At 71.5% G+C, this 25,272-nt stretch carries 23 protein-coding genes and 1 pseudogene; 15 read left to right on the forward strand and 9 right to left on the reverse strand.

Translation table 11 applies throughout. The annotated features are described in order from the left end of the window. Positions 1 to 193: 193 nt before the first annotated feature. The gene (locus GQF42_RS45085; protein ID WP_199272875.1) at positions 194 to 349 is read right to left on the reverse strand and encodes a hypothetical protein; all 156 of its coding nucleotides are present in this window, start codon (positions 347 to 349) and stop codon (positions 194 to 196) included. A 239-nt stretch (positions 350 to 588) separates the two neighbouring features. On the opposite strand from GQF42_RS45085, the gene GQF42_RS32325 reads away from it, so the two are divergent. The 4 genes and pseudogenes from GQF42_RS32325 (at position 589) to GQF42_RS47750 (ending at position 4,910) form a co-directional block, all read left to right on the forward strand. After that, positions 589 to 1,512 carry an LLM class F420-dependent oxidoreductase gene (locus GQF42_RS32325; RefSeq protein ID WP_158925809.1) on the forward strand — a complete coding sequence of 308 codons (924 nt, stop codon included), beginning with the start codon at positions 589 to 591 and terminating at the stop codon, positions 1,510 to 1,512. Positions 1,513 to 1,891: 379 nt separating this feature from the next. After that, entirely contained in the window at positions 1,892 to 2,830 is a 939-nt protein-coding gene (locus GQF42_RS46185; RefSeq protein WP_233273522.1) for a CbrC family protein, read from the forward strand. Between the two features lie 149 nt (positions 2,831 to 2,979). Continuing rightward, on the forward strand, positions 2,980 to 3,918 hold the full coding sequence (locus GQF42_RS32335; protein ID WP_158925811.1) for a hypothetical protein: 939 nt from the start codon (positions 2,980 to 2,982) through the stop codon (positions 3,916 to 3,918). 130 nt (positions 3,919 to 4,048) lie between these two features. Then, a pseudogene (locus GQF42_RS47750) lies at positions 4,049 to 4,910 on the forward strand (hypothetical protein). 12 nt (positions 4,911 to 4,922) lie between these two features. On the opposite strand, the gene GQF42_RS32350 reads toward GQF42_RS47750, so the two are convergent. Beyond that, positions 4,923 to 5,831: a ferredoxin reductase domain-containing protein gene (locus GQF42_RS32350; RefSeq protein ID WP_158925813.1), complete on the reverse strand. Its 909-nt coding sequence runs from the start codon at positions 5,829 to 5,831 to the stop codon at positions 4,923 to 4,925. Continuing rightward, positions 5,828 to 7,039: an SPFH domain-containing protein gene (locus tag GQF42_RS32355; protein WP_158925815.1), complete on the reverse strand. Its 1,212-nt coding sequence runs from the start codon at positions 7,037 to 7,039 to the stop codon at positions 5,828 to 5,830. Before GQF42_RS32355 ends, GQF42_RS32350 begins: the two co-directional genes overlap by 4 nt. A gap of 145 nt (positions 7,040 to 7,184) precedes the next feature. Between GQF42_RS32355 and GQF42_RS32360 the strand changes: the two genes are divergently transcribed. The 3 genes from GQF42_RS32360 (at position 7,185) to GQF42_RS32370 (ending at position 11,116) form a co-directional block, all read left to right on the forward strand. Continuing rightward, positions 7,185 to 8,408, forward strand: coding sequence for an arginine deiminase (locus GQF42_RS32360; protein ID WP_158925817.1), 1,224 nt, complete (start codon positions 7,185 to 7,187; stop codon positions 8,406 to 8,408). A gap of 89 nt (positions 8,409 to 8,497) precedes the next feature. Beyond that, the gene (argF, locus tag GQF42_RS32365) at positions 8,498 to 9,526 is read left to right on the forward strand and encodes an ornithine carbamoyltransferase (RefSeq protein ID WP_158925819.1); all 1,029 of its coding nucleotides are present in this window, start codon (positions 8,498 to 8,500) and stop codon (positions 9,524 to 9,526) included. Positions 9,527 to 9,667: 141 nt separating this feature from the next. Beyond that, a complete protein-coding gene (locus tag GQF42_RS32370) occupies positions 9,668 to 11,116 on the forward strand; it encodes an amino acid permease (RefSeq protein WP_158925821.1) in 1,449 nt (482 codons plus the stop codon). 141 nt (positions 11,117 to 11,257) lie between these two features. On the opposite strand, the gene GQF42_RS32375 is transcribed toward GQF42_RS32370, so the two are convergent. Further along, on the reverse strand, positions 11,258 to 11,833 hold the full coding sequence (locus GQF42_RS32375; RefSeq protein ID WP_158925823.1) for a CGNR zinc finger domain-containing protein: 576 nt from the start codon (positions 11,831 to 11,833) through the stop codon (positions 11,258 to 11,260). Positions 11,834 to 11,936: 103 nt separating this feature from the next. On the opposite strand from GQF42_RS32375, the gene GQF42_RS32380 reads away from it, so the two are divergent. After that, the gene (locus GQF42_RS32380) at positions 11,937 to 13,109 is read left to right on the forward strand and encodes an epoxide hydrolase family protein (protein ID WP_158925825.1); all 1,173 of its coding nucleotides are present in this window, start codon (positions 11,937 to 11,939) and stop codon (positions 13,107 to 13,109) included. A 69-nt stretch (positions 13,110 to 13,178) separates the two neighbouring features. On the opposite strand, the gene GQF42_RS32385 is transcribed toward GQF42_RS32380, so the two are convergent. Beyond that, positions 13,179 to 13,631 carry an ATP-binding protein gene (locus tag GQF42_RS32385; protein ID WP_158925827.1) on the reverse strand — a complete coding sequence of 151 codons (453 nt, stop codon included), beginning with the start codon at positions 13,629 to 13,631 and terminating at the stop codon, positions 13,179 to 13,181. Positions 13,632 to 13,927: 296 nt separating this feature from the next. Between GQF42_RS32385 and GQF42_RS32390 the strand changes: the two genes are divergently transcribed. Genes GQF42_RS32390 through GQF42_RS32400 form a run of 3 tightly spaced genes read left to right on the forward strand, consistent with a single transcriptional unit; the run spans position 13,928 to position 17,590 of the window. Then, positions 13,928 to 14,755: an enoyl-CoA hydratase family protein gene (locus GQF42_RS32390; protein WP_158925829.1), complete on the forward strand. Its 828-nt coding sequence runs from the start codon at positions 13,928 to 13,930 to the stop codon at positions 14,753 to 14,755. 1 nt (position 14,756) lies between these two features. Then, on the forward strand, positions 14,757 to 17,024 hold the full coding sequence (locus GQF42_RS32395; protein ID WP_158925831.1) for a bifunctional salicylyl-CoA 5-hydroxylase/oxidoreductase: 2,268 nt from the start codon (positions 14,757 to 14,759) through the stop codon (positions 17,022 to 17,024). Between the two features lie 56 nt (positions 17,025 to 17,080). After that, positions 17,081 to 17,590 carry a hypothetical protein gene (locus tag GQF42_RS32400; RefSeq protein WP_158925833.1) on the forward strand — a complete coding sequence of 170 codons (510 nt, stop codon included), beginning with the start codon at positions 17,081 to 17,083 and terminating at the stop codon, positions 17,588 to 17,590. Positions 17,591 to 17,666: 76 nt separating this feature from the next. Here GQF42_RS32400 and GQF42_RS32405 read toward each other — a convergent pair whose 3' ends face one another. Then, positions 17,667 to 18,497 carry a PaaX family transcriptional regulator gene (locus GQF42_RS32405; protein ID WP_158925835.1) on the reverse strand — a complete coding sequence of 277 codons (831 nt, stop codon included), beginning with the start codon at positions 18,495 to 18,497 and terminating at the stop codon, positions 17,667 to 17,669. A 15-nt stretch (positions 18,498 to 18,512) separates the two neighbouring features. Further along, positions 18,513 to 20,105, reverse strand: a complete 1,593-nt coding sequence (locus tag GQF42_RS32410) for an AMP-binding protein (RefSeq protein ID WP_158925836.1) — start codon at positions 20,103 to 20,105, stop codon at positions 18,513 to 18,515. 152 nt (positions 20,106 to 20,257) lie between these two features. On the opposite strand from GQF42_RS32410, the gene GQF42_RS32415 reads away from it, so the two are divergent. Then, the gene (locus GQF42_RS32415; RefSeq protein ID WP_158925837.1) at positions 20,258 to 21,394 is read left to right on the forward strand and encodes an acyl-CoA dehydrogenase family protein; all 1,137 of its coding nucleotides are present in this window, start codon (positions 20,258 to 20,260) and stop codon (positions 21,392 to 21,394) included. Continuing rightward, positions 21,391 to 21,789, forward strand: a complete 399-nt coding sequence (locus GQF42_RS32420) for a RidA family protein (protein WP_158930828.1) — start codon at positions 21,391 to 21,393, stop codon at positions 21,787 to 21,789. The genes GQF42_RS32415 and GQF42_RS32420 overlap by 4 nt, the downstream gene beginning before the upstream one ends. Positions 21,790 to 21,866: 77 nt before the next feature. Here GQF42_RS32420 and GQF42_RS32425 read toward each other — a convergent pair whose 3' ends face one another. Further along, positions 21,867 to 22,061 (reverse strand): DUF5999 family protein, encoded by a 195-nt coding sequence (locus GQF42_RS32425; protein ID WP_158925838.1) that lies wholly within the window; start codon positions 22,059 to 22,061, stop codon positions 21,867 to 21,869. Positions 22,062 to 22,296: 235 nt separating this feature from the next. On the opposite strand from GQF42_RS32425, the gene GQF42_RS32430 reads away from it, so the two are divergent. Further along, on the forward strand, positions 22,297 to 22,725 hold the full coding sequence (locus GQF42_RS32430; protein ID WP_158925839.1) for a DUF6299 family protein: 429 nt from the start codon (positions 22,297 to 22,299) through the stop codon (positions 22,723 to 22,725). A gap of 103 nt (positions 22,726 to 22,828) precedes the next feature. Here the strand turns inward: GQF42_RS32430 and GQF42_RS32435 are convergent, their stop codons facing one another. Then, the gene (locus GQF42_RS32435; RefSeq protein ID WP_158925840.1) at positions 22,829 to 23,608 is read right to left on the reverse strand and encodes a GntR family transcriptional regulator; all 780 of its coding nucleotides are present in this window, start codon (positions 23,606 to 23,608) and stop codon (positions 22,829 to 22,831) included. A gap of 312 nt (positions 23,609 to 23,920) precedes the next feature. On the opposite strand from GQF42_RS32435, the gene GQF42_RS32440 reads away from it, so the two are divergent. Beyond that, positions 23,921 to 25,198 (forward strand): extracellular solute-binding protein, encoded by a 1,278-nt coding sequence (locus GQF42_RS32440; protein ID WP_158925841.1) that lies wholly within the window; start codon positions 23,921 to 23,923, stop codon positions 25,196 to 25,198. The last annotated feature ends 74 nt before the right edge of the window (positions 25,199 to 25,272 follow it).

Raw genomic sequence — 25,272 nt, forward strand, 5'->3', positions numbered from 1 at the left:
TATCGCAGGTAGCTGGCCTTGCTGCTCGGCCCGGTGCTCCGCTTTGGGGCGCTTTCGCTGCTCGCTTTCCCTGCTCGCCCCCGGCGCTCGGCCTTGGGCTCCGCTCCGGCAGTCGGTCTCGGCGCCCCCACTCCAGCAGTCCACCCCGGTACTCGCCCCCTGGCGCGCACCCCGGTGGTCGGCGTAGCGCCTGTCAGCCGGCGTCGGCCTCGTCCGCCGGAGTCGGTGCGAGTCCCGCGGCGTGCAGATCCGCCAGCTCCGACAGGTCCGCGTTCAACGCGGCCATCAGCTCTTCCATCTGCTGCAACAGCCCCTTCGGCCGACCGGCGGAGCCACACTCTTCGGACATGACGGCCTCCCCGGCCCCCTCGGCCCGGCAGGGCCGGCGCCATGACGCGCGACGGCAGTCTCCGCCCGGCGCGGGTGCCGGACGCTCCGGCTCCGACGTCCCAACGATCATCACCTGGGCCGGTCACTGGCCCTGGCGGGGCCCGGCGCGCCCCGTGCCCGGTTTTCACCCGACCGGGGACGGCCGCACCTGGCGGTACCGGCGAGGTTGACGCGCGACGCGGCGTGCAGGATGGATGTATGGACCTTCGAATCTTCACCGAGCCCCAGCAGGGGGCCACCTACAACACCTTGCTCACCGTGGCGAAGGCCACCGAGGACCTCGGCTTCGACGCCTTCTTCCGCTCCGACCACTATCTGCGCATGGGCAGCGCGGACGGCCTGCCCGGCCCCACGGACGCCTGGATCACGCTGGCCGGCCTCGCCCGTGAGACCAAGCGCATCCGCCTCGGCACGCTGATGACGGCCGGCACCTTCCGGCTGCCCGGTGTGCTGGCCATCCAGGTCGCCCAGGTCGACCAGATGTCCGGCGGCCGGGTGGAGCTGGGCCTCGGCGCCGGCTGGTTCGAGGAGGAGCACAAGGCCTACGGCATCCCCTTCCCCAAGGAGAAGTTCGCGCGGCTGGAGGAGCAGCTCGCGATCGTCACCGGGCTGTGGGCGGCCGAGGTCGGCAAGACCTTCGACTTCCACGGCACCTACTACGACCTCACCGAGTCGCCCGCGCTGCCCAAGCCGGCCCAGCCGAAGGTGCCGGTGCTCATCGGCGGCCACGGCGCGACCCGTACGCCGCGGCTGGCCGCCAGGTACGCCGACGAGTTCAACATCCCGTTCGCCTCGGTCGAGGACAGCGAGCGGCAGTTCGGCCGGGTGCGGGCCGCCGCCGAGGAGGCCGGCCGGGGCGCGGACGCCCTGACGTACTCCAACGCGCTGGTGGTCTGCGTCGGCCGGGACGACCAGGAGGTCGCCCGGCGGGCCGCCGCCATCGGCCGTCAGGTGGACGAGCTGAAGGCCAACGGCCTGGCCGGCTCCCCGGCCGAGGTGGTCGACAAGATCGGCCGGTACGCCGCGATCGGCTCCCGGCGGATCTACCTCCAGGTCCTGGACCTCGACGACCTGGACCACCTGGAGCTGATCTCCGCCCAGGTGCAGTCGCAGCTGTCGTAACCGTCGTGAAGGGGTCCCTCTCTGCCGCGGCGGGGAGGGACTTCACAGGTTCCGTGCGGTGAGACCGTCGCACACCACCTCGCGGACCGCCGTTCCCTTGCCGCCGTCTCGTCGAGCCGTCGGCCGGTCCGGCGTCCGGCGTCGTGCTAGGCGAGGCGGGCCGGGCAGCCGGGTGCGGGCTGCCCATGGCGCAGGGCACCGTCGGCAGCCCCAACCCCAGCCGCAGCGTCATCCTCGGCCCCAGCCCCAGCCACCCCCTCGGTACCGTCGCGGTCGCCGCCCTCACGGGCTCGCGTCCGCCGGTCCGTGCGGTCGTCCGGTTGCCTGGCCGTGCCCGGGGGATGCCGTGGTGGGGCCCGTGTGTGATGGAGTACTGGCCATGGGAACCGGCATCTACGTCCACGCGTTCCGTGACGGCGACACCGTGCCGATGGACGCCGCCGCCGTCCGCGAGGTGCTGCTGCCGTACGCCCCGTACGACGTGCCCGAAGGCGAGCCGGTCGAGTGGGTGCGGGCGGCCGACGGCAGCGACGCCGATGTGTATCTGCACCGCGGGGTGTCGTTCGACCGGCCGGGTCCCGGCGTGCTCGACATCATCGCCGAGCTGGCCCGCCGCACCGGTGCGGCGATCGTGCTGCTGGCGGATCCGACGGTGATCGTGACCAGCGAGGAGGACGTGCGGCACCTGCCGGAGGAACTGCGCGTGCGGGCGGTCGTGGTGCCGCCCGCCGCCCTGACCGGGCAGGCGATCGAACAGGTCGTCAGACCGCGGCCGGAGCCCCGGCGCCGGCCGATGCTGCCGCCGTTCCCCTATCACCCGGATCCGGTGGCCACCGGCGCGGTGACCACCGCCGACGAGTCGTGCGCGTGCTGCGGGCACGACCAGGGCTGGATCTACACCGGCCCGGTCTACGGCGAGGAGGAGCCGGACGGACGTCTGTGCCCCTACTGCATAGCGTCCGGCACCGCGGCCAAGCGGCACGGTGTGTTCTTCAACGAGGTCGAGGCCGGCGAACTGCCGGACGAGGCGGCGCGGCAGATCTGCGAACGCACCCCCGGCTTCGTCACCTGGCAGGACTGGGGCTGGCCGGAGCACTGCGGCGACGGTGCGGTGTTCCTCGGCGCGGCCGGCGCGCGGGAACTGCGCCCCCACCCGGACGCGCTCGACGACCTGCGCGGCCGGTGCACCGAGTGGGGCTGGGAGGCGGAGCCGGTCGAGCGGTTCCTCGCGGCGCTCGACAAGAACGGGCAGCCGACCGCGTATCTCTTCCGCTGCCGTGTCTGCGGGACGCATCTCGCCCGGGCGGACTTCACCTGAAACTCCGGCCGGGAACACGGGAACACGGGAACACGGGAACACGCGGGCACGGGGACTCGACGACCGGCCGTGAAAGGAACGTGAGGTACCTGTGGCGGAATTGTGGGCTCCGTCACGGCGCCCATGGTCCGGGCCTGATGGAATGCGCCGTGCGCAAAGTCCTGCCTCTCGCTCTCGCCGGCCTCTTCGCCGTGTCGGCCTGCCGGGTCGCCGACGGCCACGACACCACCGCCGAGTCCCACCGCCTCAACGCCATGGGGGCGTTCCCGCTGCACGCGTACCTCCCGGACTCCGCCTCTGCCGAAGGCAAGACCGTCGGCAGGGCCCAGTGGATCCTCGCCAAGAAGTGCATGGTGCGGCTCGGCTTCGCCGGTTTCGCGGCGCTCGACACCACGAGCGTCGAGTCCACCTACCCCGTCCGGCCGGGCACGCTCGACCTCGCCGGCACGCTCGGCGACGACAGCCCGTACGGCGTGGACGACCCCGACCTGGCGGCCGAGAACGGCTACCACAACCGGAGGACGGAGGACTCCGCACAGGGCCAGGAGTGGCCCGCGGACCAGTTCGTCGCCCTCACCGGCGAGTTCGATTCCGGTGACAGCCGCAGCACGCACGGACACCGCATCCCCGAGGGCGGCTGCCTGGGGCAGGCGACCCGGACGATCTACGGCGCTCCGCCCGAGGTGGCGAAGGTCGGCGGTGTGAAGCTCAGCGGCTACTACTCACTCGCCATGGAACTCTGGTCCCAGTCCCACGAGGAGGCTCGTAAGGATCCGGCCTGGAAGAAGGCCGAGCGTGCCTGGTCGGACTGCATGCGGAAAAAGGGCTTCCGCTACGCCGACCCGGACAAGGCCGCCGTGGACTTCGCCTGGTACAAGACCCGGACACCCTCGGACAAGGAGAAGAAGACGGCCACCGCCGACGCGAGATGCAAGCTCGACACCGGTTACATCCCGGTCGCCCACTCCCTTGACGTACGCGCCCAGAAGTCCGCCATCGCCGGGAACAAGCAGAGACTGGACGACCTGCGCGCCGCAGAGAAGCAGGCGATTCGCAACGCCCGGACGATCGTCCTCAAGGAGCCGTGACGACCTGCGAAGAGGTGCCGTGGCGAGCGGCGGTCAGGTGCCGTGACGGACTCCGGCGGGGGAGCCTGACCGGGACGGCCGGTGGGAAAACCGGTGGTCACCGAGGTCGGGGCCCGGGAGACTCGGACGGGTGGTCCTGACGATCTCGACGCGCGGCGACGCCGACCACCCGGCCACCGACCTGGGGTTCCTGCTGCACAAGCACCCCGGCAAGGCACAGAAGTTCTCCACGTCCTACGGCACTGCCCATGTCTTCTACCCCGAGGCGGACGATCAGCGCTGCACGGCTGCGCTGCTGCTGGAGATCGACACGGTGGCGCTGGTCCGGCGGGGCAAGGGCAAGGGCCGCGGCGGCGCACCCGACGCGGCGCTCGCGCAGTACGTCAACGACCGCCCCTACGCGGCCTCCTCGCCGCTCGCGGTTGCGCTCAGCGGTGTTTTCTCCAGCGCCATGCGCGGGGTGTGCGCCGCCCGCCCGGAACTCCCGGGACAGCCGAGGCCGTTGCGCGTCGAGGTGCCCGCGCTGCCCGCGCGCGGCGGCTCCGGCCTCGTCCACCGCCTGTTCGAGCCGCTGGCACCGGACTGCTCCGGACGACCAGAAGGCTCTACGTCGACACCGGCGACCCGGCCTCGTTCGGTGCGGGTGTCGACCGGTGGCTGGAGATGACCGGCCGCGGCGGCGAGGGCATGGTGGTCAAGCCGGTCGGCGCGCTGGTCCGGGGCCCGGACGGCAGGCTGGTCCAGCCCGGCATCAAGTGCCGGGGCCGTGAGTCCCTGCGGATCTTCTACGGCCCCGAGTACACCCGCCCGGACAACCTCACCCGCCTGCGCCGGCGCTTCCTGAACCACAAGCGGTCCCTCGCCCTGCGGGAGTACGTCCTCGGCCTGGAGTCCCTGAACGGCTCGCGGACGGCGAGCCGCTGTGGCGGGTGCACGAGGTCGTGTTCGGGGTGCTGGCGCTGGAGTCGGAGCCGGTGGACCCGCGGCTGTAGCCGAGCACCCGGTCAGCCGACCAGCCGCAGCCGCTGCCCGCACACCCCGACGCGGACCGTCTGACCCCAGGTCAGCTGGATCGCGTCCGTCTCGATGCCGTCGCCGAAGGCGATGAGGCGGTCGGACTCGACGGTGACCGTCAGGGCCGTCGAGGCTCCGAGTTCGCCGGCCACCAGGGTCGTACCGGTGGCCGGTGACGGCCAGGCCTCGCGGACGAACCAGACCAGCCGGTCCTCGGTGGGGGAGGGCAGCGCGATCCGGCTGCTCCGCTCCTGCCATAGGGAGCGGAGCCAGCCGGTCGCGCCGGTGCCGGTTCCCACCAGCACCCCGGAGGACGCCTGGGCCTCGACGACACCCCCGTCGCCCTCCAGGCCCAGGCGGTATCGGGCGGTCTGATGACCGGGTGTGCCCAGGTAGATCTCGTTGAGCGCGAGCAGGCGCTGGGTGTCGTCGGCGACGGCCTCCACCATGGTGAGTTCGTCCACCGAAGATCCGGGCGGGGCCGAAGTGCCCATCGCCGCAAGCAACTTCGCGGCGTCCGCCGGGCGGTGCCGCACCAGCACACCGGGGTTGCGGCCGGGGTCGGTGTCGATGCCGATCACCGGCTGGCCGGTCAGGTACTTGGCCGTGTTCGCGACCAGTCCGTCCTGGCCGACCACCACGACCACGTCCTCGGGAGCGAACAGGAACCGGTCCAGGTCACCCCGTTCGACCTGTGCCTGACGCCATGTCGGCGCGACCGCCGCGGTCACCTCGGTCAGCGCCCGCCGGGCGCGACGGTGGCGTTCGGCGACCTCTTCGATGTCCCGGCCCCGGGAGGCGAGGAAGAACGCGGCCTGGCCGTGTGTGCCGTGCCGGGCCACCAACTCCTCGTACTCCGTGGTGCGGTGGACCAGTACGGCGCGCGGGGCGAGGCTCATCCGCCGGCCCCCGGGGCGAGTCTGGCGAGCAGCCCGGTCAGCACGTCCGGCGAGACGGTCACGCTGTCGATGCGCGGCAGGTTCTCCGCGAGCCGGATCGCGGTGAGCGCCTGCAGGGTCCCCGTCCCGTCGACACCGGCGTCGGCGTGCACCCGCAGCCAGGCGGCCCGGGCCTCGGCCTGTGCCTCGCCCAGCTCGCGCGCGCCCTCGGCCTCGGCCCGGGCGGCCCGTACGGCACGCGCCGCCTCGGCGTCGGCCAGCAGCTCTGTCCGCTCGGCCTCCGCCTCGGCCAGCTGCCGGGACGTGGCGGCCTCGGCCCCCGCGAGCGTGCGCGAGCGCGCCGCCTCGGCGTCGGCGAGCCTCATGGACCGCTCGGCCTCGGCCTCGGCGAGCTTCACCGACCGTGCGGCCTCCGCCTCGGCCTGCAGGACCGAGCGCTCCGCCTCGGCCCGGGCACGCACCGCGTCCGCGGCCGCCTGCTCCTCGGCCTCGCGGCGGGCATTGGTGCCCCGCTGCTCCACCAACTGCTCCTCGCGACGGGCGAGTTCAATACGGCTGGCCAGTTCGTTCTCGGCGATGGTCCGCTCCCGCTCGACCGCCACGGCCCGCCGCTCGTAGGTCGCCCGGTCGGCCTCCTGCTGGATCTGTTCCCGGGCCGGGGTGCGCAGGGCCCGCTCCACCTCCGGCTCCGGCCGCAGTGCCATCACGCGGACGGCGACGATCTCGATGCCGGTCGCCGGCAGCCGTGGCTCGGCGGCGAGCCCGGTGGCGATCCGCTGCCGCACCGCCGCGACGCCGTCGGCCAGGGCCGCCGACAAGGGCGTACGTGCCAGGACGTCGAGCGCGTGCTGCTGTGCCGTCTCGGTGAGCAGGGTGCCCAGCTGCTCCAGCGGGGTGCCGCGCCAGGCGCCGGTGTCCGGGTCGACGGAGAAGTCCAGGCGGGCGGCGGCCACGGCCGGGTCGGCGACCCGGTAGGTGACCGTCGCCTGCACGGACACGTCCTGGAAGTCGGACGTCCGGGCGTGGAAGGTCATCGCCAGCTCACGGTCGTCGACCGGTACCTCGGACAGCGCCGCGGTCAGCGGCCGGAACCAGAAGCTGAGCCCGGGCCCGTCGTGCACCAGCGTGCCCGAGCGGTGGTGCCGGATGTGTGCCGTCGGCGCCCCCCGCAGGTGACGCAGGCCCAGGCGCCGGGTGATGTCGACCATGGGGTCCCCCTTGCTTTCCGCCCCTTATTTTCGTCACCGAGACGATAACTGGGGATTCCTGTTCTCGTCAATGGGACGAGAACAGGAAGTGGCAGAAACGGCCGACAAGAGCGTGAAGACGGTCGGCTGCGGCCAGGATGGAGGCATGACATACCGTGTCGATTCCGAGACCGGGCGGCTGCGTCGGGTGATCCTGCACCGGCCCGATCTGGAGCTCAAAAGGCTCACCCCCAGCAACAAGGACGCCCTCCTCTTCGACGACGTGCTGTGGGTGCGCCGGGCGCGCGCCGAGCACGACGGATTCGCCGACGTCCTGCGTGATCGCGGCGTCGCCGTCCACCTCTTCGGCGACCTGCTGGCCGAGACCCTGGAACTGCCCGAGGCCCGCGCCCTCGTCCTGGACCGGGTCTTCCACGAGAAGGAGTACGGCCCCCTCGCCACCGACCATCTGCGCGCGGCCTTCGCGGCCCTGCCCGCGCCGGAACTGGCCGAGGCGCTCGTGGGCGGCATGACCAAGCGGGAGTTCCTCGAGGCGAACCCGGAGCCGACGTCCGTCCGCTTCCATGTGATGGACCTGGACGACTTCCTCCTCGGCCCCCTGCCCAACCACCTGTTCACCCGCGACACCTCCGCCTGGGTCTACGACGGGGTCGCCATCAACGCCATGCGGCTGCCCGCCCGGCAGCGCGAGACCGTGCACTTCGAGGCGATCTACCGGCACCACCCGCTGTTCCGTGACGAAACGTTCCACGTCTGGTCGCAGGGGCAGGCGGACCACCCCTCCACCATCGAGGGCGGTGACGTCCTGGTGATCGGCAACGGCGCGGTCCTGGTCGGCATGAGCGAGCGGACCACCCCGCAGGCCGTCGAGATGCTGGCCCACCAGTTGTTCGCGGCCGGCTCCGCGCGCACGATCGTCGCGCTCGACATGCCCAAGCGGCGCGCCTTCATGCACCTCGACACCGTGATGACCATGGTCGACGGTGACACCTTCACCCAGTACGCGGGCCTTGGCATGCTGCGCTCGTACACCATCGAGCCGGGCGTCGGCGACAAGGAGCTGAAGGTCACCGACCACCCCCCGGAGCACATGCACCGCGCCATAGCCGCCGCCCTCGGGCTCGGCGAGATCCGGGTGCTGACCGCCACCCAGGACGTGCACGCCGCCGAGCGGGAACAGTGGGACGACGGCTGCAACGTGCTCGCCGTGGAGCCCGGGGTCGTCGTCGCCTACGAGCGGAACGCGACCACCAACACGCATCTGCGCAAGCAGGGCATCGAGGTGATCGAGATCCCGGGCAGCGAGCTGGGGCGGGGCCGGGGTGGCCCCCGGTGCATGAGCTGCCCGGTGGAGCGGGACCCGGTGTGACGAAGCGGACCGTGCGGGGCTGAATATTAATTCAGGATGTCGTATAGAATTCCAGAGTTCCTGTCCCCCCGTACCCCCGGAGCGCCCCCATGGCGACAGTCCCGACCGCCCTCGCCGGCCGCCACTTCCTCAAGGAGCTGGACTTCACCGACGAGGAGTTCCGCGGCCTGGTCGAGCTGGCGGCCGAGCTGAAGGCCGCCAAGAAGGCGGGCGTGGAGACGCAGTACCTGCGCGGCCGGAACATCGCACTGGTCTTCGAGAAGACCTCGACGCGCACCCGCTGCGCGTTCGAGGTCGCCGCCGCCGACCAGGGCGCCCACACGACCTACCTCGACCCGGCCGGCTCGCAGATCGGGCACAAGGAGTCCGTGAAGGACACCGCGCGCGTCCTCGGCCGGATGTTCGACGCCATCGAGTACCGCGGGCACGGACAGGGCGTCGTCGAGGAGCTGGCCATCTACGCCGGCGTTCCCGTCTACAACGGCCTCACCGACGAGTGGCACCCCACCCAGATGCTCGCCGACGTGCTCACCATGACCGAGCACACCGACAAGCCCCTGGCCCACGTCGCCTTCGCCTACCTCGGCGACGCCCGCTACAACATGGGCAACTCCTACCTGGTCACCGGCGCCCTGCTCGGCATGGACGTGAGGATCGTCGCGCCCCGGGTGCTGTGGCCGGACGAGACGATCGTCCAGCTGGCCCGGCAGCTCGCCACCGCCTCCGGCGCCCGGATCGCGCTCACCGAGGACGTGCGGGAGGGGGTGCGCGGCACCGACTTCATCGCCACCGACGTATGGGTGTCGATGGGCGAGCCCAAGGAGGTCTGGGACGAGCGCATCGCGCTGCTCGGCCCGTACGCCGTGACCATGGACGTGCTGCGCGCCACCGGCAACCCGGACGTGAAGTTCCTGCACTGCCTGCCGGCCTTCCACGACCTCGGCACCGCCGTCGGTCGCGAGATCCACGAGCGGCACGGGCTGACCGAGCTGGAGGTCACCGACGAGGTCTTCGAGTCCGAGCACTCCGTCGTCTTCGACGAGGCGGAGAACCGGATGCACACGATCAAGGCGGTCCTCGTGGCCACCTTGGCGGGTGCGTCACACAGCGTTGCCTGACCGGCCCTACCAGGCCTTATCCTGACAGGCGGCCCGAAACACCCCTTTCCGGGCCGCCCCCGCGACCTCACCCGGTCGCCCGCACGACCACGACGGCCCCCTCAGGGTCGCCTGCACCGCCCAGAAACGAGCACCACCCGCATGCCCGCTCCCCGCATCAAGTCCCCGCACCTGCTGGTCGCCGAATCCGGTGCCGACCGCGAGGGACACGGCCTCAAGCGCACGATGGGCCTCTTCCAGCTCATCTGCTTCGGGGTCGGCGCCATCGTCGGCACCGGCATCTTCGTCGGCCTGTCCGACTCTGTCGCCCAGGCCGGCCCCGCCGTCGTCGTCTCCTTCGTCCTCGCCGCGATCACCTGCGTCTTCACCGCCTTCTCCTTCGCGGAGCTGGGCGGCGCGATCCCGGTCTCCGGCTCCTCGTACTCCTTCGCCTACGCCGGGCTCGGCGAGACCACCGCCTTCCTGGTCGGCTGGTGCCTGCTGCTGGAGTACGGCGTCTCCGTCTCGGCCGTCGCCGTCGGCTGGAGCCAGTACGTCAACGAACTGCTGCACAGCCTCACCGGCCTGCAGCTTCCGGCCGCCCTGTCCGCCGGCCCCGGCGACGGCGGGGTCATCAACCTGCCCGCCGTGATCGTCATCGCCATGGCCTGCGTCCTGCTGGTGCGCGGCGTGCGCGAGAGCGCCCGGGCCACCGCCGCCATGGCCGCGGTCAAGCTCGTCATCCTGCTGGCCTTCTGCGTCATCGGCTACAGCGCCTTCAAGCACGGAAACCTCACCCCGTTCTCGCCGGCCGGCCTCGGTGGCATCGGCGCGGGCACCACCGCCGCGTTCTTCTCCTACATCGGCTTCGACGCGATCACCACCGCAGGTGAGGAGGCGAAGAACCCGCGCCGGGACATCCCGATCGCGATCATGGTCTGCATGGGCCTGGTCACCCTGCTGTACTGCGCGGTCGCACTCGCCGCGACCGGCGCCATCGGCGGCAAGCAGGTCGCCGGCCGCCCCGCGGCCCTCTCCTACGTAGTCAACGAGGTCACGGGCTCGACCGTCGGCGGCGCGGTGATCGCCTTCGGCGCGGTCGTCGCCATCGCCTCCGTCGTCCTCGCCGTGATGTACGGCCAGACCCGCATCCTGATGTCGATGTCCCGGGACGGCCTGATCCCGCGCGTCTTCGAGAAGGTCAACCCCAAGACCTCCACCCCGGTCGCGGGCACCCTGATCGTCGCGGCCGTCTTCGCGCTCCCGGCAGCCTTCGCCTCGCTGGACGCCGTGATGAACCTGTGCACCATCGGCACCCTCGCGATCATGGCCGTCGTCAACATCGCGGTGATGGCCCTGCGCCGTCGCGAGCCGGGCCTCGACCGCAGCTTCCGGGTGCCGCTGTACCCCGTGGGCCCGCTGCTCGGCATCGCTTTCTGCCTGTACCTGATGTACGAGACCGGCTGGCGGACCTGGCTGCAGTTCGCCGTGTTCCTCGTGGTGGGCCTCGCGGTCTACGTCGCCTACGGCCGCCGTCGCTCCACGCTGGCCGGGACGGCTCCCGAGGTCACGCGGGGCGCCGCCGCCGAACGGGAACCGCAGGCAGTGTGAACCACTCGCGGCACCCCCTGCCCGCGGCGGTGTGCAGGGGTGCGGCGGGCGTTGTGGAGCGGGTCGCCGGCGCGACCGAGGTCTCAGGGATGGGCAGTGCAGGAAGTCGTGGGGCCCACTTGGATGTACCGAGGGTGACGATCACTGCGCCGATCCGAGTTTCTTGCGCTGGTTGGCATTGAAGCGCGCTTTCTTCTGGCGATTCCCGCACGTGTTCATGTCGCACCATCTACGGGTGCGACTTCGGCTGGTGTCGAAGAAGGCGGCCTGGCAGGTCGGTGATGCACACAGGGCCAGTTTTCCGTCTCGTTCGCCTGCGATGATGCTGATCGCGTCGGCGGCGATCACGCTGAGGGCATCTTCCACGCTGGAAGCCGAGCCGAGCCGCCATTTCCGCTCACCCTCGGGCGTCAGGATCGCCGCGGCCCGACCCCGAGCGCTGCAGTCATTGATGACCTGGACAGCGGACGCGGGGAGAGCGTGCTGGATCGCGGCGGCTGTCGCGGCGGCGTGAATCGACTCCCTCAGTTCCCGGGCGAGGTCGAGCTGGGCTGGGGTGCAGGAGTCCACGGCGAGGCCGTTCACCGCCAGCCAGTCGACGAGTCGGTGCGGCGTGGGAATGCGCTCCACGGCGTTGCCGTGACGCTCCGACAGGGTCCCCGTGAAGCTGGTCGCCAGCACGTTGCCGAGGCGGAAGTCAGGGAACGCAGCAGGCATGGAACCACCTTAGCTGGTTGCGTCGTGGCTCGGAGGGCTGCTAGAACCGCCATAGCCGGTTCACAACGGACCGTAGCCGGTTCCACGACGGTCAGGAGGTCTCATGCCCCGTCCGACCAGCGACGTGCAAGCATTTGAAGCCCACGCAACTGACGCCGACCTCGACGATCTGCGCGCGCGACTGGCCGTGGCGCGACTACCGGAGGCCGAGACGGTCCATCGCGCCGCGCCCGGCCATCGCCGATGGGAACAGGGTGTTCCTCTCGCCGACCTCGTCGATGTCGTGAACTACTGGCGCACCGGGTACGACTGGCGCTCGTTCGAAGAGCGCCTCGACCGTATCGGCCAGTTCCGCACGACCATTGATGATCTGGGAATCCACTTCCTGCACCGCCGATCCGCGCGCGCAGATGCCACTCCTCTGCTCCTGACGCACGGCTGGCCGGGCAGCATTGCCGAGTTCATCGATGTAGTGGACGAGCTGGCAGATCCGAAAGACGCCGCAGCGCCGGCGTTCCACGTCGTGGTCCCGTCGCTACCAGGATTTGGGTACAGCGACAAACCGGCCACCACCGGGTGGGGAACCGAAAGGATCGCGGCCGCATGGGTGGAGCTGATGGAAAGGCTCGGCTACAGCAAGTTCGCAGCCCACGGCGGCGACTGGGGAGGCAATATCACCACGGTCCTCGGCGGCAGGTTCCCGGCGCATGTTCTCGGCATCCACACGACGTTCGCGGAGGCGCCGCCCGGGTTGACAACGGACGGGCTGACGGCGGTCGAGCGCAAGTGGACCGAGGAGACCCGCGATTTCTGGCGCCACCGCGCGGCGTACGCGAAGCAGCAGGCGACCCGGCCGCAGACCATCGGCTACTCGCTCGTCGACTCACCGGTCGGGCTTCTTGCCTGGATCCTGGACAAGTTCGCCGAGTGGTCGGACACCGAGGACAGCCCGTTCGAGACGATTTCCAGAGACAGGGTTCTTGACGACGTCACCCTGTATTGGCTGACGCGGACCGGCGCATCGTCGGCCCGCATCTACTACGAAAGCCACAACTCGCTGGACCCCGAACTTCGGGTCGACGTCCCGTCGGCGATCAGTATGTATCCCCGCGACATCGAGAAGTGTCCGCGCCCCTGGGCACAGGAGCGGTACCGGCAGATCGTCCGGTGGAGGGCGCCCGAAATCGGGGGACACTTCCCGTCTCTGGAGGTTCCCGAGTATTTCGTCAAAGATCTGAAAGAGGGCCTCGCGGCAGTGCTGGCCGCCAATCGGTGAACGCGGCTGGGTGCCGGCGTTCCGAACGAGGTGTTCGTATGGGGCCGGCGCCGTGTGCGCCGCCCGAGGTCACGCCGGCCGGCGCTGAGCGGGAACCGCAGGCAGTGTGAACCACACCGCCTTGCCCGACGGGGTGGGGCGGTGCCCGCAGGACGAGCTGAGGGCGCGGATCAGCAGCAGCCCGCGCCCGCCCTCCTGCCAGGGGTCGGGCGCCTCGATCACCGGCCGGGCCAGATGGCCGGGCGGCGCCGGGTCCGGATCGTGCACCTCGACCTGGCAGCCGGTCGGCAGCAGCTCCACCACCAGCTCTATCGGGCCGCGCCCGGCGGTGTGCTCCACCGCGTTGGCCACCAGCTCGGCCGTGAGCAGCTCCGCGGTGTCGCTGTCGGCCGCGTGCTCCACCTCGGCGAGCGCCGTACGCACCAGAGCGCGCGCCACGGGCACCGCCGCGGCGGTGTGCGGCAGCGCGATGCGCCAGGAGGCCGATTCGGTGGAGCGTTCGTGCAAGGCGAGTCCGTTCATGGAGCAGGCTGTCCTGCTTTCGACTGTAGGAATGGTACGGGCCCCGGCCACAGGCGCGGTCGACGGGCTTTCGCCCGGGACCTTCGGCCCCGGTACCGGCGGCTTACCCGGGCGAACGCCCCGCCTCGCACCTCCGTGCCCGCTGTTACGACCCTGTCGCCGATCGGTGACGGCTGTGACCGGCCGGCCGATCGGCGCGTACTTGTCGCGTGCTCGTGACGACAGTCACAAACGAGTGATAAATTCAGGGGACACAGAGCAACGTACGGCACCGCCGCCCTAGGAGGCCGCACGTCATGAGTCCCTTCACCGGCTCCGCCGCCCGCACCCCCGACTGGGAGCATCTGCGGGTCCGTCTCACCGACGGGGTCGCCACGGTCACCCTCGCCCGGCCCGACAAGCTCAACGCCCTCACCTTCGGCGGCTACGCCGACCTGCGCGACCTGCTCGCCGAACTGTCCCGGGAGCGCGCGGTGCGCGCCCTGGTGCTGGCAGGCGAGGGCCGCGGCTTCTGCTCCGGCGGCGACGTGGACGAGATCATCGGCGCCACCCTCGCCATGGACACCGCCCAGCTGCTCGACTTCAACCGGATGACCGGCCAGGTGGTGCGGGCCATCCGCGAATGCCCCTTCCCGGTGATCGCCGCCGTGCACGGGGTGGCGGCCGGCGCGGGAGCGGTGCTCGCCCTCGCGGCCGACTTCCGGGTGGCGGACCCCTCGGCCCGCTTCGCCTTCCTCTTCACCCGCGTCGGCCTGTCCGGCGGCGACATGGGCGCGGCCTACCTGCTGCCCCGGGTCGTCGGCCTCGGCCACGCCACCCGCCTGCTCATGCTGGGAGAACCGGTCCGCGCCCCCGAGGCCGAGCGCATCGGACTGATCAGCGAGCTGACGGAGGAGGGCAGGGCGGACGAGGCGGCCCACGCCCTGGCCCGCCGCCTGGCCGACGGCCCGGCCCTGGCCCACGCCCAGACGAAGGCCCTGCTGACCGCCGAGCTGGACATGCCCCTGGCGGCGGCGATCGAACTGGACGCCTCGACCCAGGCGCTGCTGATGAACGGCGCGGACTACGCCGAGTTCCACGCGGCCTTCACGGAGAAGCGCCCGCCCAAGTGGCAGGGGAGGTGACATGAAGGTCGCCGTCATCGGGGGCGGTCCCGGTGGTCTGTACGCCGCCGCCCTGCTCAAACGCCTTGACCCGGCCCGTGAGATCACCCTGTGGGAACGCAACGCCCCCGACGACACCTTCGGCTTCGGCGTGGTCCTCTCCGACGAGACCCTCGGCGGCATCGAACACGCCGACCCGGTGGTCTACGAAGCCCTGCAACGGGACTTCGTCCGCTGGGACGACATCGACATCGTGCACCGGGGTACGACCCACCGCTCGGGCGGACACGGCTTCGCCGCGCTGGGCCGACGCCGCCTCCTGCAGATCCTGCACGAGCGCTGCCGCTCCCTCGGCGTGGACATCCGCTTTCGCACCGAGGCCCCGCATCCGGACGAGCTGTCGGCGCAGTACGACCTGGTCATCGCCGCCGACGGTGTGCACAGCACCACCCGTGAGACCTACGCTCATGTGTTCAACCCCCAGGTGACGGCGCACCGCTGCCGCTATATCTGGCTGGGCGCCGACTTCCCCTTCGACGCCTTCCGCTTCGAGATCGCCGAGACCGAGCACGGCGTGATGCAGCTGCACGGCTACCCGTATGCGGCCGACTCCTCCACCGTGATCATCGAAATGCGCGAGGAGGTCTGGAGGGCGGCCGGACTCGACGACGTCACCCCGAACGAGTCCATCGAGCGTTGCGCCAAGATCTTCTCCGACGCCCTGCGCGGCCGCCCGCTGCACTCCAACAACTCGACGTGGACGACCTTCCGCACGGTGGTCAACGACCACTGGTCCCACAACAACGTCGTTCTCCTGGGCGACGCCGCCCACACCGCCCACTTCTCCATCGGCTCCGGCACCAAGCTCGCCGTCGAGGACGCCCTTGCGCTGGCCGCCTGTCTCGAGGAACAACCGGACGTGGCGCGGGCGCTGGCGGCGTACGAGGACGAGCGCAGGCCCGTCGTCGCCTCCACCCAGCGGGCCGCCCGGGCCAGCCTGGAGTGGTTCGAGAACCTGCGGCTGCACCTCGGGCAGCCGCCGCGCCAGTTCGCCTTCAACCTGCTCACCCGCAGCCGCCGGGTCACGCACGACAACCTCCGGCTGCGCGACGAGCACTTCACCGAGGCCGTCGAGCGCGAGTTCGGCTGCCCGCCCGGCACGCCCCCGATGTTCACCCCCTTCCGGTTGCGCGGTCTGACCCTGCGCAACCGGGTGGTGGTGTCGCCGATGGACATGTACTGCGCCACCGACGGCGTCCCCGGCGACTTCCACCTCGTCCACCTGGGCGCCCGGGCACTCGGCGGCGCCGGGCTCGTCATGACCGAGATGGTGTGCGTGAGCGCGGAGGGCCGGATCACCCCGGGCTGCGCCGGTCTCTACACCGGCCGGCAGGCCGAGGCATGGCGGCGGGTCACCGACTTCGTGCACGCCCAGGCCCCCGGCACCGCGATCGGCGTCCAGCTCGGCCACTCGGGCCGCAAGGGCTCCACCAGGCTGATGTGGGAGGGCATGGACGAACCGCTGCCCGAGGGCAACTGGCCGCTCGTCGCCGCCTCCCCGCTGCCGTACAAGCCGGGAAGCCAGCTGCCGCGCCAGCTGTCCCGGGCCCAACTGACCGACATTCGCGAGCAGTTCACAGCCGCCGCCTGGCGGGCCGCCCGAGCCGGGTTCGATCTGCTCGAACTGCACTGCGCCCACGGCTATCTGCTCTCCGGCTTCCTCTCCCCGCTCACCAACCGGCGCAGCGACGCCTACGGCGGCTCACTGCACAAGCGGCTGCGGTTCCCGCTGGAGGTCTTCGACGCCGTCCGCGCGGTCTGGCCGGCCGAACGGCCGATGACCGTCCGCATCTCCGCCACCGACTGGGCCGAGGGCGGGACGAGTGCCGAGGACGCCGTCGGGATCGCCCGCGCCTTCGCCGCGCACGGCGCCGACGCGATCGACGTCTCCACCGGGCAGGTGGTGGCCGAGGAGCGGCCGGAGTTCGGGCGGTCGTACCAGACGCCGTTCGCCGACCGGATCCGGCACGAGGCGGGGATGCCGGTGATCGCGGTCGGCGCGATCTCCTCCTGGGACGACGTCAACTCCCTGATCCTCGCCGGACGCACCGACCTGTGCGCGCTGGCCCGCCCGCACCTGTACGACCCGCACTGGACCCTGCACGCGGCGGCCGAGCAGGGTTACGACGGCCCGGGTGTCCGCTGGCCCGCCCCCTACCGCGCGGGCAGCCGCCCCCCGCAGACCGGCCGCACGGACGCCCCGAAGCCCCGGCTGACCCTCGATCGCTGACGTGTCAGTGCCGTCTGCTCTACTCGAAGGCAAGAGGCGAAGGGGACGGAGCGATCATGGGTGTGCTGTTCGACTACTTCGCGGCGGCCGACCGGCCGACGGCCCTCGACTGGGCGATCGGACCGGGCGGGGACTGGCTGGCGGAGGGCCAGTCCCTCGACGAGGCGGGCGCGGACTGGATCGACATGAAGGGCATCGACCCCCATGTCGTCCTCGGGCAACTCGTCGCGTTCGCGGAGGGAAGGCCGTACGACGTCCATGGCACCGGGCCGGAGCTGCTCTGGCCGGACGCCCGGGAGTGGCCCCCCGAGCGGCCCGCGGCGCCCGGTGCCGAGTCGCCGTGGGACTCGGGGCTGCACCTGACCGAGCTGCCCGACGCCTGGCGGGACCGGCTCGCCGCCATAGAGGAGGAGCACGTGCCGATGCTCGCGCTCCAGTGGTACGACATAGAGGAGGTCGACTTCACCGACTTCCCGGACTGCGAGGCCACCATCCGCAGCTTCGCGGGCCTCGCCAGCCGGGCCCGGGGCGCGGGCACGCACCTGTACTGCCGGTGCTGCGTCTGACCCCTCGTATCCGGCTGACCCCTCGTATCCGGCTGATCCTGCACGCCCGGTTGATCCCGCACGCCCGGCCGGCCCGTCACACCCGGCCGGTCCCTCGCACCCCGGCGAACTCCGCCCCCGCGTCCCGCAGCCGTGCGTGCAGCCCGCGGAAGACCTCCGCCGAGCGCACGCCCGGCCAGCCCGCGGGCAGCAGCTGGGAGGGCAGGCCGGGGTCGCTGTAGGGCAGGTGGCGCCAGGAGTCTAGGGCGAGCAGGTAGTCGCGGTAGGCCTCCTCGGGCGGGGTGCCCGTGCGGCGCTCCCAGGTGCGCAGGACCGGAGCGTGCCTGTCCAGGAACCCCTCGTGCTCCTTGGCGATCGCGGTCAGGTCCCACCAGCGGGCGACCGCCTCGGCCGTCGCCGCGAAGCCCAGATGCTCACCGCGGAAGAAGTCGACGTAAGGGTCCAAGTGGAGTCGGCGCAGGGTGTGTTCCGTCTCGTCGTACAGCCGGGCCGGGGCGATCCACACCCCGGGGGCCGCGGTGCCGAAGCCCAGGCCCGACAGCCGGGAGCGCAGCACATGCCGTTTCTGCCGCTCCGACTCGGGCACGGAGAAGACCGCCAGCACCCAGCCCTCGTCCTCGGGGGGTGCGGTGGCGTAGATGCGCCGGTCGCCGTCGTCCAGCAACTGGCGTGCCTCGGGGGAGAGTTCGTAGCCGGCCGCGCCGGTGGCCGTGCGGGCCGGGAGCAGCAGGCCGCGCCGTTTGAGCCGGGACACCGAGGAGCGGACGGAGGGCGCGTCCACGCCGACCGCGGCCAGCAGTCGGATCAGCTCGGCTACGGGCACGGGGCCGGGCATGAAGCGGCCGTACGCGCCGTAGAGCGTGACGATGAGGGACCGGGGGGCGTGCTGCTCGGACACGTTGATCATTTTAGGTCTTCGGCATCACTGCTGGTCACCATCGGTGCGCAGGCGGAACCGCTGCAACTTGCCGGTGGCCGTGCGGGGAAGGGCGGGCAGGAAGACGAACTCGCGCGGGCATTTGTAGGGTGCCAGTTCGGAAAGCAGGAAGGTGCGCAGGGCCTCGGGGTCGTGCGGTGCTCCCTCGCGCAGCACCGTGTAGGCCACGGCCACCTGTCCGCGCGCCTCGTCGGGGCGGCCCACGACCGCCGTCTCCATGACGTCCGGATGGCGCAGCAGCGCATCCTCCACCTCCGGTCCGGCGATGTTGTACCCGGCGGAGATGATCATGTCGTCGGCGCGGGCCACATAGCGCAGATAGCCGTCGGGTTCGCGGACGTAGGTGTCACCGGTGACGTTCCAGCCGTCCCGCACGTACACCCGCTGGCGCGGGTCCGCCAGATAGCGGCAGCCGACGGGGCCGCGCACGGCCAGCAGTCCGGGCTCGCCGTCGGCCACCGGGCGGCCGTCCGTGTCCTGGACCCGCGCCTGCCAGCCCGGCACCGGCACGCCGGTGGTCCCGGGCCGGATGCGTTCGTCGGCGGCCGACACGAAGATGTGCAGCAGTTCGGTGGCGCCGATGCCGTTGATGAGGCGCACGCCGGTGCGCTCGTGCCAGGCCCGCCAGGTGGCCGCGGGCAGGTTCTCGCCGGCCGACACACAGCGCCGCAGCGACGAGAGGTCGTGCCCGTCCAGCTCCTCCAGCATGGCGCGGTAGGCGGTCGGCGCGGTGAACAGCACCGAGACCCGGTGCGCGGTGATGGCGGAGAGCAGGTGCCGGGGACCTGCCTGTTCCAGCAGGAGGCTGCTGGCGCCGGCCCGTAGCGGGAAGACCACCAGCCCGCCGAGGCCGAAGGTGAAGCCGAGCGGGGGACTGCCGGTGAACACGTCGTCCGCACGGGGGCGCAGCACATGCCGGGAGAAGGTGTCGGCGATCGCCAGCACGTCCCGGTGGAAGTGCATGCACCCTTTCGGGCGACCCGTGGTGCCGGAGGTGAACGCGATCAGGGCGACGTCGTCGGCGGCGGTGTCCACAGCCGGGTACGGAGTGCCGGGCACCGGGCGGTTGAGCAGGTCGTCCGGGCCGTCACCGCCGTATGTCGTGATCCGCAGCCCGGGTATGTCGGCCTTGGCCAGGTCCTCCACCGACCGGATGTCGCACAGTGCGTGCCGCACCAGGGCGATGTCGCACATGGTCGCCAGCTCCTGCGGGCGCTGCCGGTCCAGCACGGTGACCGCTATGGCGCCCGCCTTCAGTACGGCCAGCCAGCAGGCGGCGAGCCAGGGCGTGGTCGGGCCGCGCAGCAGCACCCGGTTGCCGGGGACCACGCCCAGGTCGCCGGTGAGCGCGTGCGCGATGCGGTCGACGCGCTCGCGCAACTCCCCGTACGTCCAGCCGGGGCCGGCCGGGGTGCGGAAGACCGGGCGGTCGGCCGCGGTGTGGCCCAGCAGTTCCGCGGCGCAGTTCAGCCGGTCGGGGTAGTCCAGTTCCGGCAGGTCGAAGCGCAGTTCGGGCCACTCGTCCGGCGGGGGCAGGTGGTCGCGCGCGAAGGTGTCGACGTGGGCCGAGCGGTGCATGGCGGTGCGCCCCCTTGCCGTGACAGACGGACTCTGTGGTGGGCTCGCGCCTCGAGCGTATCGTGTTGGTGACGGCAGTCAACTGTGCGCGATAACGTCGGAGGGAGACGGGGAACGGGCCGGCGTGGCCCGCCCCGGAGGGAGGACCGGCAGTGCCCGCATTCTCACTCGAACCGGAGCAGACCGCCTGGTGTGCCGAGCTGCGGGAGCTGGCCGCGCAGCGGCTGCGCCCGCTCGCCGGCAAGGGCGAGCCGGGGCACGTCAACCGGCCGCTGCTCGCCGAACTCGGCCGGCTCGGGCTGCTTCGGCGGCTGTTCACCTCCGGCGCGCTCGACCTCTGCCTGATGCGGGAGTCGCTCGCCCAGGCCTGCACGGAGGCCGAGACCGCCCTTGCCCTGCAGGGCCTCGGCACCCATCCGGTGCACGCCCACGGCAGCCCGGCGCAGCGCGAGCGCTGGCTGCCCGGGGTCGCCGACGGCAGCACGGTCGCCGCGTTCGCGCTGAGCGAGCCGGGGGCCGGGTCGGACGCGGCCGCGCTGTCCCTCGCGGCCGAGCCCGACGGCAGCGACGGCTGGCGGCTGACCGGCGAGAAGTGCTGGATCTCCAACGCCCCCGAGGCCGACTTCTACACCGTCTTCGCCCGCACCACACCGGACGCCAAAGCCCGGGGCGTGACCGCGTTCCTCGTCCCCGCCGACCGTCCCGGACTCACCGGCACCGCACTGGAGATGCTCTCCCCGCACCCCATCGGTGCCCTCGGCTTCGACGCCGTGCCCGTCACCGCCGACGACCTGCTCGGCGAGCGGGACCGCGGCTTCGCCGTCGCCATGGGCACCCTCAATCTCTTCCGCCCGAGCGTCGGCGCGTTCGCGGTCGGCATGGCCCAGGCCGCGCTCGACGCGACGATCGGGCACACCCGTCGCCGCGAGGCGTTCAAGGGCAGGTTGATGGACCTTCAGGCCGTGTCCCACCAGGTCGCCGAGATGGCGCTGCGCACCGAGGCGGCCCGGCTGATGGTGTACGCGGCGGCGACGGCGTACGACCGGGGCGCGCCCGGTGTCGCGGGGCGCGCCGCGATGGCCAAGCTGCTGGCCACCGAGACCGCGCAGTACGTCGTCGACACCGCCGTCCAGCTGCACGGCGCCCGCGCCCTGCGCCGTGGCCACCTCCTCGAGCACCTCTACCGCGAGGTGCGCGCACCCCGTGTCTACGAGGGCGCGAGCGAGGTCCAACGAGGCATCATCGCCAAGGAGTTGTACGCCCAAGCCCACGAACAGGAGGACCGGTGACGACCGAGCGCGTCAACCCGCCCGAACTGTCCCCGCCCACCGGTTTCTCGCACGCCGTCGTCGCGTCCGGCTCCCGCGTGGTGTTCCTCGCGGGCCAGACCGCCCTCGACGCCGACGGCAAGATCACCGGCGACACACTGCCCGAGCAGTTCGAGAAGGCGCTGGGCAGTCTCCTCACCGCACTGCGCGCGGCCGGCGGTACCCCGGCCGACCTCGCCCGGGTCACGGTCTACGCCACGGACGTCGCCGCATACCGCGCCCAGGCCGGCCGACTGGGCCGTATCTGGCGGGACCTGGCGGGCCGGGACTATCCGGCGATGGCCGTCGTGCAGGTCGTACGGCTGTGGGACGAGCAGGCGATGGTGGAACTGGACGGATTCGCCGTACTGCCGTAGCCGCCGTGGCCGTGGCGGTCGCCGTGACCGCCACGGCCGGCCCGCCCTGCTGCCGGCGCGGGCCGTGCCGCGGTGGTTCAGGCCGCTGCGGCGAGTCGCTCCGCCGGGAGCCTGCGGGGCGGGACCACGCTGCCGTCCGGATACAGTTCGCCACTGTCGTCGAAGACGATCGAGCCGTCGCACAGCAGGGTCCAGCCCTGTTCCGGGTGGGCGGCCACCGGGTGCCGGGAGGCCGGGGCGGACGCGGGGTACGAGGACCGGCAGGAGCACATGGCGCACCTCCACATCGGAACGTGCGGGGGCCGGCGGGTCCGGCCGCCACCCGTCACACTCAGACCATGCGACCGGCGTGAACGCGCCGGAACCGATCGCCGTGAAGCGTGACAACACCCGGACAACTCCCGGACGGTTCCATGACGCGCCACCGATGGAGTGACGGTCACGCCCTGCGGCACGGCCGCCCGGTACCAGTGGAGCCCTCAACCCCATGGATCCGGGAGGTACCCCATGCCTGTTCGCCCCGCGCTCGCCGCGGCCATCGGCACAGCCGCCCTGCTGTGCGTCGCCGCCGGCCCGGCCGGCGCCGACCCCTCCGAGAGCATCACGGTCGACCCCACCGGCAAGCTCGCCTCGGACGGCACCGTCACGCTCTCCGGCACCTACCGCTGCACCAAGGGCACCGGCCCGGTGTTCGTCACCTCGTCGATCAGCCAGGGCGACTCCCAGGTCAAGCACGGCATCGGCGGCAGCGCCGCCGAGTGCGACGGAGCCGAGCACCACTGGCAGAACACCGGCAAGACCTCGTCGGAGACCTTCAAGGCCGGCACGGCCCACGTCGAGGCCACCCTCATGGAGATGCGACCCGAGGGCATCATCCCGCTGCTGCCCTTCTTCCACGCGGAGAAGGACCAGGACGTCAAGCTCGCGAAGCAGTGACCCCGGCCGTACGCCGAGCGGCCCGGACAGGGGGCGGGCCGCCCGGTGCCACGGCGGCCCTCGCCCCGGCCTGCCCGGTTGCGCTGCGGCCGAGCCGCCGCGCTCACTCCTGCGTGTGCCGCGGCGCGGGCCGGCGCAGGGCGGCCACGAACTTGTAGCGGGAACCCCGGTACACCGAGCGAACCCACTCCACCGGGGTGCCCTGCGCGTCCCGTGAGTGCCGGGACAGCAGCAGCATCGGCAGCCCCACGTCGGTGCCGAGCAACTGCGCCTCGCGCGGGGTGGACAGCGAGGTCTCGATGGTCTCGTCGGCCTCCGCGAGATGCACGCCGTACGCCTCGGCGAGCGCCGTGTACAGCGAGGCCTGCGTCCGCAGTGTGCGGCGCAGGCCGGGGAAGCGGCGGGCGGACAGGTGGGTCGTCTCGATCGCCATGGGAGCGCCGCTGGCCAGCCGCAGCCGCTCGACGCGCAGCACCCGTTCGCCGAGCCCGATACCCAGCAGCCCCGAGAGCTTCTCGTCCGCCGGGATCTCCCCGATGTCCAGCATCTGCGAGGCGGGCGTGAGACCTTGGGCGCGCATGTCCTCGGTGTGCGAGGTCAGCTGGAGGGTGCGGTACAGCTTGGGCTGGGCGACGAAGGTGCCCTTGCCCTGGATCCGGTCCAGCCGCCCCTCGCCGACCAGTTCCGTGAGCGCCTGCCGGATGGTGGTCCGCGAGGTGTCGAACCGGACGGCGAGCAGGCGTTCCGCGGGCATGGCCGAACCGGGCTGCAGCGCCTCGGTGATGGCCAGCAGCTGTTGCTTGATCCGGTAGTACTTCGGCACGCGCGCGGTGCGGCCGGGCACCCCCCTGTGCGGCTGGGCGCTGCTGACGTCGGTGGTCATGCCTGCCTTCCCGGCTGTGTCGGTGGGCTCCCGTTATAGCGACCAACTGCCCTATGGTCTAGTCCAACTGGCGCGCGGCGGTCACCGCCGGGCGAAAGGGGCGTATGCGGACGGAGGCGCTCCGGTGACGTTCTCGTAACGGCCTCCACCGGCTTTCCGGACCACCCTTGACACCCCGAAAGGTCTAGGCCAAGCTCCACCGTACTGGTCTACACCATTAGTGGCCAGGTCCCGAGCCCTACGTGCAACAGCGTCGTACGCAGGTCACCGCCGAGGGCGTGGGGGGAAAGTGGCATCCCTGAGGAGGGTGGCGTGAAGCGCAAGCTCGCTTCCGCGATCGTGATCGCGGGCATGATGGTCTCCGTTGCGGCGTGTGGCGGAAACAGCAAGGACGACTCCAAGGACGCGGGACCCGACAGCTGGAAGGGCCAGACGCTGACCGTCTGGACCATGGACGGCTCCGCGCCGCCGCAGTGGACCAAGGACGTCCAGGCCGCCTTCGAGAAGCAGACCGGCGCCAAGGTGAAGTTCGAGATCCAGAAGTGGGACGGGATCCAGCAGAAGATCACCACCGCCCTCTCCGAGGACAACCCGCCGGACGTCCTGGAGGTCGGCAACACCCAGACCCCCGCCTACGCGGCCACCGGCGGCCTCGCCGACCTCACCGACGTCAAGAAGGCGATCGGCGCCGACTGGACGCCGTCGGTCTCGCAGTCCTCCGTCTTCGACGGCAAGCAGTACGCCGCCCCGTGGTACTTCGCCAACCGCGTCGTCATCTACAACAAGGCGATCTGGGCGAAGGCCGGCATCACGTCCACGCCCAAGACCCGGGACGAGTTCTTCAAGGACCTGGAGACCATCGGCAAGAAGACCGACGCCGAGCCCCTCTACCTGCCGGGCCAGAACTGGTACTTCCTCGACGGCCTGATCATTGGCCAGGGCGGCGACCTGGTGAAGAAGCAGGGGAGCAAGTACGTCTCCAACCTCGCCGACCCCAAGGTCTCCGCGGCCATGGAGACCTACAAGAAGTACGCCTCCTACTCCAAGGCCCCCAGGGACAAGGACGAGGCGACCCCGCAGCAGGCCACGATCTTCGCCAAGGGCAAGACCGGCGCGTTCATCGGTATGGGCTGGGAGGCCGCCACCGCCATCCAGACCAACAAGGCCATCGAGAAGCAGATCGGCTACTTCACCATCCCGGGCGAGACGGCCGGCAAGCCCGAGGGCGTCTTCCTCGGCGGCTCCAACCTCGCCGTCGCCCAGAACAGCAAGAAGCAGTCCCTGGCCAAGGAGTTCCTGAAGGTCGCGCTGTCCGACCAGAACGAGGGCGAACTGGCCAAGCTCAACGGCATCGTCCCGAACAAGACGTCGCTGCAGACCAACCTCCAGGGCAACGCCGCCGCCGAGGCCGCCGCGCCCGGCGCCGCCGTCGGCGGCACCACGCCGCTGATCCCCGAGTGGGCCGCGGTGGAGAACACCCCGAACCCGATCAAGTCGTACATGACCGCCGTGCTGAACGGCAAGGACCCCGCGGCGGCCGCCAAGGACGTCGAGGGCGAGATCAACAAGCGCCTGGCCCAGCAGAACTGATGACCCGCGCCGGGGGCGCCCGCAGGCGCCCCCGGCTCAGTCGTTCGTACGGCCGGTTCGGCCATGGAAGAGAT

It is taken from the genome of Streptomyces broussonetiae (genome assembly GCF_009796285.1).
In the GTDB taxonomy this organism is placed as follows: Bacteria; Actinomycetota; Actinomycetes; order Streptomycetales; family Streptomycetaceae; genus Streptomyces; species Streptomyces broussonetiae.

Excerpts from the sequence above, each read along its gene's own strand:
- GQF42_RS32355 (WP_158925815.1), bottom strand. The coding sequence starts at position 7,039 with ATGGTCGACATCACCCGGCGCCTGGGCCTGCGTCACCTGCGGGGGGCG.
- GQF42_RS32410 (WP_158925836.1), bottom strand. The coding sequence starts at position 20,105 with ATGCACCGCTCGGCCCACGTCGACACCTTCGCGCGCGACCACCTGCCC.
- GQF42_RS32400 (WP_158925833.1), top strand. The coding sequence starts at position 17,081 with ATGGGTGTGCTGTTCGACTACTTCGCGGCGGCCGACCGGCCGACGGCC.
- GQF42_RS32395 (WP_158925831.1), top strand. The coding sequence starts at position 14,757 with ATGAAGGTCGCCGTCATCGGGGGCGGTCCCGGTGGTCTGTACGCCGCC.
- GQF42_RS32435 (WP_158925840.1), bottom strand. The coding sequence starts at position 23,608 with ATGACCACCGACGTCAGCAGCGCCCAGCCGCACAGGGGGGTGCCCGGC.
- GQF42_RS32385 (WP_158925827.1), bottom strand. The coding sequence starts at position 13,631 with ATGAACGGACTCGCCTTGCACGAACGCTCCACCGAATCGGCCTCCTGG.
- GQF42_RS32390 (WP_158925829.1), top strand. The coding sequence starts at position 13,928 with ATGAGTCCCTTCACCGGCTCCGCCGCCCGCACCCCCGACTGGGAGCAT.
- GQF42_RS32360 (WP_158925817.1), top strand. The coding sequence starts at position 7,185 with ATGACATACCGTGTCGATTCCGAGACCGGGCGGCTGCGTCGGGTGATC.
- argF (WP_158925819.1), top strand. The coding sequence starts at position 8,498 with ATGGCGACAGTCCCGACCGCCCTCGCCGGCCGCCACTTCCTCAAGGAG.
- GQF42_RS32350 (WP_158925813.1), bottom strand. The coding sequence starts at position 5,831 with ATGAGCCTCGCCCCGCGCGCCGTACTGGTCCACCGCACCACGGAGTAC.
- GQF42_RS32430 (WP_158925839.1), top strand. The coding sequence starts at position 22,297 with ATGCCTGTTCGCCCCGCGCTCGCCGCGGCCATCGGCACAGCCGCCCTG.
- GQF42_RS46185 (WP_233273522.1), top strand. The coding sequence starts at position 1,892 with ATGGGAACCGGCATCTACGTCCACGCGTTCCGTGACGGCGACACCGTG.
- GQF42_RS32380 (WP_158925825.1), top strand. The coding sequence starts at position 11,937 with ATGCCCCGTCCGACCAGCGACGTGCAAGCATTTGAAGCCCACGCAACT.
- GQF42_RS32370 (WP_158925821.1), top strand. The coding sequence starts at position 9,668 with ATGCCCGCTCCCCGCATCAAGTCCCCGCACCTGCTGGTCGCCGAATCC.
- GQF42_RS32405 (WP_158925835.1), bottom strand. The coding sequence starts at position 18,497 with ATGATCAACGTGTCCGAGCAGCACGCCCCCCGGTCCCTCATCGTCACG.
- GQF42_RS45085 (WP_199272875.1), bottom strand. The coding sequence starts at position 349 with ATGTCCGAAGAGTGTGGCTCCGCCGGTCGGCCGAAGGGGCTGTTGCAG.
- GQF42_RS32325 (WP_158925809.1), top strand. The coding sequence starts at position 589 with ATGGACCTTCGAATCTTCACCGAGCCCCAGCAGGGGGCCACCTACAAC.
- GQF42_RS32375 (WP_158925823.1), bottom strand. The coding sequence starts at position 11,833 with ATGCCTGCTGCGTTCCCTGACTTCCGCCTCGGCAACGTGCTGGCGACC.
- GQF42_RS32425 (WP_158925838.1), bottom strand. The coding sequence starts at position 22,061 with ATGTGCTCCTGCCGGTCCTCGTACCCCGCGTCCGCCCCGGCCTCCCGG.